This window comes from Glutamicibacter ardleyensis, from assembly GCF_014644555.1.
GTDB lineage: Bacteria > Actinomycetota > Actinomycetes > Actinomycetales > Micrococcaceae > Glutamicibacter > Glutamicibacter bergerei.
Window position 1 is genome coordinate 1 of the sequence record NZ_BMKX01000020.1, and the last position, 4,726, is coordinate 4,726.

Annotated in this window: 1 protein-coding gene, 3 tRNA genes and 1 rRNA gene; all 5 read left to right on the forward strand. The window is 51.0% G+C overall.

From position 1 onward, the window contains the following. Nucleotides 1-205: 205 nt before the first annotated feature. A 5S ribosomal RNA gene (rrf, locus tag IEX04_RS18540) occupies nt 206-322 on the forward strand. 303 nt (nt 323-625) lie between these two features. Then, on the forward strand, nt 626-2,005 hold the full coding sequence (locus IEX04_RS18545; RefSeq protein WP_188687519.1) for an FAD-binding oxidoreductase: 1,380 nt from the start codon (nt 626-628) through the stop codon (nt 2,003-2,005). Between the two features lie 97 nt (nt 2,006-2,102). Beyond that, nucleotides 2,103-2,179 (forward strand) — tRNA-Pro (locus IEX04_RS18550). 1,043 nt (nt 2,180-3,222) lie between these two features. Continuing rightward, nucleotides 3,223-3,294: transfer RNA gene (locus IEX04_RS18555), tRNA-Gln, on the forward strand. 48 nt (nt 3,295-3,342) lie between these two features. Further along, a tRNA-Glu gene (locus IEX04_RS18560) sits at nt 3,343-3,415 on the forward strand. Nucleotides 3,416-4,726 lie beyond the last annotated feature (1,311 nt).

Consider the following 4,726-nt stretch of genomic DNA (forward strand, 5'->3'; position numbering starts at 1 on the left):
TATTTGAGACAATTATTGTTCGCGTTCACTATACGGTTACGAGACAACAACCTTGTAACACACTGATTCCTTGTAGAAGGGGGTTGGCTGTTCATTGGATCCACTCTTGGTGGGTTTGGTGTGTGGTTGGCTTGCTTTGACGGGGTGTTGGTACACAATATTTTTTGGATGAGCATTGGGATGCCTGATGTTGTTTCGAGACTGTTACGGCGGTCATAGCGTGGGGGAAACGCCCGGTCCCATACCGAACCCGGAAGCTAAGGCCCACTGCGCCGATGGTACTGCACTCGTGAGGGTGTGGGAGAGTAGGTCACCGCCGGACTTAACTTGAAGTAGTTATGTCAGTAATGATGATGGTTTGAGGCCCTGGACACTTATGGTGTTCGGGGCCTCACCTGTTTAACCAGTAACTGGTTGCTGGCTGGGTTGGTGTGGTTGGGGTGGTTGGTGGTGTGGGGTTCTGCCTGGAAAGGGTGGGACCCTTTTGCTGTTTAAAAGGACCTGGTTCCTCACTTGGTATGTGGTAGCGTCCGCTGACCGGTTAGGCTTCGTTATGGAGCTTAGTGGCCATTACATGAAACTTTGTTCCTAGCTAACCATCGCATCACATGACGAGGTCGTTTCAATGTCGGATTCTCAGCTCGAATTTCTTAAGCAGCTGCGCGAAGCGCTACCAATGGCGGCGAAAATCGAAGATCGCAGAGAAGCGCTGTTGGAGAACTCAAGGGATTTTGGACAGCTTGTCGGTGAGCCAGTCTTGCCGTTGGCTGTCGTGTACCCACAAACGGTGGCTGACGTTCAAAACATTATGCGACTGTCTTATGAACATGGCATGCCAGTGATATCGCGTGGCGCTGGCACTGGAGTCTCCGGCGCTGCTCATGTAACTGGCCTATGTATTGTAATGAACCTAATGCAGCTGAATCGAATAATTGAGATCCGGCCTGAAGACGAAGTTGCCGTTGTAGAGCCAGGGGTCATCAACTATGACCTCAACGAGGCTGCGGCGGAATTTGGGTTGATGTATGCGCCCGATCCCGCCAGCTACAAGATGTCCACCGTTGGCGGGAACATTGCCACCAATGCCGGCGGACTCCGCTGTGCGAAGTACGGCGTGACTCGTGAGTCGGTCCTCGGCCTTGACATTGTTCTCGCCGATGGCAGGTTGATTCGTGTCGGGAAGAATACGTTCAAAGGCGTTGCAGGATATGATCTGACTTCCTTATTTACTGGATCTGAGGGGACCCTAGGAGTCGTAGTTCGGGCGGTGCTCCGTCTGCGCTATCAGCCCGTTGATGAACGAGATGTATCGATAGTCTTCCCTAGTCTTGAAGCAGCAGTTATGGGTGTACAAAGCATCGCACGGGCTCGTGTGCAACCTGCGATCTTAGAATTGCTGGATTTGCCGACGATCAGGATTCTTGATGAGCAGTACCAAACAGACTATGCATCCCGTGGAGGTGCGATGCTCTTGGTTCGTCTGGACGGGTACGGCGCAGAAAAAGAAGAGACCGTAATCAGAGAAGCATTCTCAGACGGACCAATGACACTTAGTTCCTCAGGTGCTCCGGAAGCAACACAATTGATTGAAATGCGTCGTACCAGTCGTGGGGATACGAAGGACGACGCATATCGGATGGGCGAGGATGTTGCTGTTCCTAAGAGTCTGATGGCTAAGTACGTGCAAGAGCTCCGAAAGATTGCCACGGCTCATGACGTCGATGTACGAGTCATCGCTCATGCGGGCGATGGTAATTTACATCCGACACTTTCTGTGGAACCCGAGTCCGGTGAAAATCCCTTGATCCGATTATCGGAAGCCCTAGAAGAGTCAATTCGGGTCGCGATCGATATGGGTGGAACGATTACGGGCGAACATGGCGTTGGACTTATCAAACGTGAATGGTTGACATGGGAACAGAGCCAGGATGTCATCCAAATTCAGCATGACATAAAGTCGTTGCTTGATGAGAAGAATATTCTGAATCCTGGCAAGGCCATTTGACTGCAATGAGCGCGAAGCTTAGTTGGCCATGTAAGGCGCAATTACAGATTTCGTGGCAGCCCAAACGCGGGTGTAGTGTTTAAACGTTGGTGAACAACGGGATATAGCGCAGCTTGGTAGCGCGCGTCGTTCGGGACGACGAGGTCGCAGGTTCAAATCCTGTTATCCCGACCAAGCTAAATACTCCCGGAAACAGTTCGTTTCCGGGAGTTGACACTTTAAACCTTGCCTCACGTTCTACATTAGAGGCTTGTGCGTAACTGGCACAGGTGGTGTTGTATGTCGAACATCGACGATAGACCACGCAGTGCGACGTCCCGGGATAACGATCCTGCCGCTCGCTGCCTATCGATTGGTTTTGTTCTAGGCACGTGCAGATTGCCGATCAACGTAATTCTGAGCAGTGAGATGTTCAGAAATAAACGAACGACCGGGGCAAAGTTTCGAAACATCATGTAGGCACGGTTGATGCAAGTTTGACAGCCACTCATCGTTGTTAACTCGGACTATCAGCTTGCCGTTTTACACCATCCCCCTATCGGGCTGGTGAGTTGGATCGTGCGCACCCGGCTTCTCGGATCGTGATGGCACTCCAAGACGCGATCATCCAACAGGAGACCCGGCCGATATAACAAGTAATCGTCACTTCCCAGAGCAATCCTTGTGCTTGCAAAACCATGAACATCTTCGTGACTATGGGCGAGGCCAGCTGTTGCGCAGACCCTCTGGCGACAATGACCCATCAAATCAATGAATCTAGAATAAGCACCGCTGCTGAACGCCATAAAAGCGCCTCCGTGCTTGACCGTCCCAAAATCATCGTTTGTGGCTGCCAACGAACTTTGCCCAGCATTGTCTTTGCGGTAGAAATTTCAAGTTGGCTCTGCTTGTACGATGGCTCGACGTCTAGATACGGTGTGCTCCTGAAGCGTCCGTCATGGTCAGATCGCGATAGAGGAACTATGGGTAAGAGAATTTAGATCGCAGTACTAAGTTCAACTACCGTTTACGCGATCCACGGTTCAGGCCACTGAAGGATGCTGACTACCGTATTTTGGCGCTGAAAACATTCGAATCTGTAATAGAGCTGCAGATCACTCGAGGATGAGCGCTCAAAAGATGCCTTAACTGGTTTTCTTATGTATAGTTATATCTCGTGCTAAGGCATTCCATTGAAGGAGATAGCGATATCTTCCCTGAGGGATACCAAGTCACATTGGGATATGGTGTAATTGGCAACACAACGGTTTCTGGTTCCGTCATTCTAGGTTCGAGTCCTGGTATCCCAGCGCTTCACCGGAGGGATTCGGTGAGTTGAAGAGAGATCTTCAGCGTACGGCCCCATCGTATAGCGGCCTAGTACTCCGCCCTCTCACGGCGGCAACACGGGTTCGAATCCCGTTGGGGTCACATATTCAAAACGCGGAACTACGGTTCCGCGTTTTTGCTTTAACTAAGTACCTGGATCCAGTCTTGTCTCGTAACCCGTAGGCCCGCTACCTTGAGCATGGCCAAGGATCCGATCCTGCGGCCAGAATGTTGCTTAGGAGCGTACGTCCTCGCTGCCCGGTCTAGAACCCAATCCTTAACAGGACTCTAAAGGGCGTGCTCACTCATGCACTTCTTGGACAGCAACTATCCCTTTGAGTTTATTGACGGAGCTAAAAGGCCAGTAGCTTTCTGCCTGCCGGCGTCATTCTAGAACGGCCATGACCACAGGACCTATCAACTTGGACCAGAATCGTGGAGCCAAATAACAGTGATCAGTTGTCTTTCGTTAACGAGCCGCACGAGTTGCCTAGGGTGATACTGCATGACAGACATCCAAGAAGACACCGATTCTTCATCCTTGTCACTGAGCGCACTGGTGTCCAGAATAGCTAGCTACGGTCTCGAATAAGTGTGCTGACTCTTGCCTAGAAGCACTAGTCTCATCGGCCGATACATGACGGTTTCGTTCTATACGGCTTATACCGGAGTCGAAAGCTTGTGAATCGGCTATCTAGAAGAATCGCTGAATGCTATGAACGAGTCAAATAATCAGCTGGCTAAGCCAGTGCCGACAAGCGCCTGTCACGCGGCGCGAGAACTTCGGCACTTCATTCTGCAATGCCGTTGCCATTGCTGTGTGCGAAACGGAGACTTCTGTAGGTTGATGACGGGGCGACTGCAAATTGTAGAAGTTACGGCTGAGCACTGGAAAGGTATGACCGCAGCAAGTTGTAGACCAGAGCAATTCCTGGTGCTTGGTCAGTGGATACGAATCGGAGATACCCCGCAAGCAGAATTAAGCGGTCTAAAGTGAAGCCGCCTACGCGACAATGCTGAATGTTTGCGTTTGCCTTCCCTCTATAGGGACTAGGGCTCTCTGGCTGTGAAATATTTGCTGGTCGCTTCGTGTCCCCATCTAGTAAGAGGCTGCCCCCAATGGAACTCAATTATGAGCAACCCATACTTCTAATAACGAGTCACGAGTATTGAAATTCTGAGCTCATGTCGCCGGGGGCATCCGCTCCGTTGTAATGCAGTTGCTGTCGAAGGCTCAGCGCAACTGGCTATGGACGTTGTGTACAGCTATTACCTAGATTCCTTATCGCAGAAATTCAATTCATTGATGCCGTAGAGGGGAGCGCGCAGCTGTCGAAAGCTCCTCAGAATACGTGTGTGCACGGTCACTGTGGAAAAGAGGCCACCGATTTGAAACATCCCCCAAAACTGTGT

Coding starts and splice junctions, on each gene's coding strand:
- IEX04_RS18545 (WP_188687519.1), top strand. CDS start 626: ATGTCGGATTCTCAGCTCGAATTTCTTAAGCAGCTGCGCGAAGCGCTA.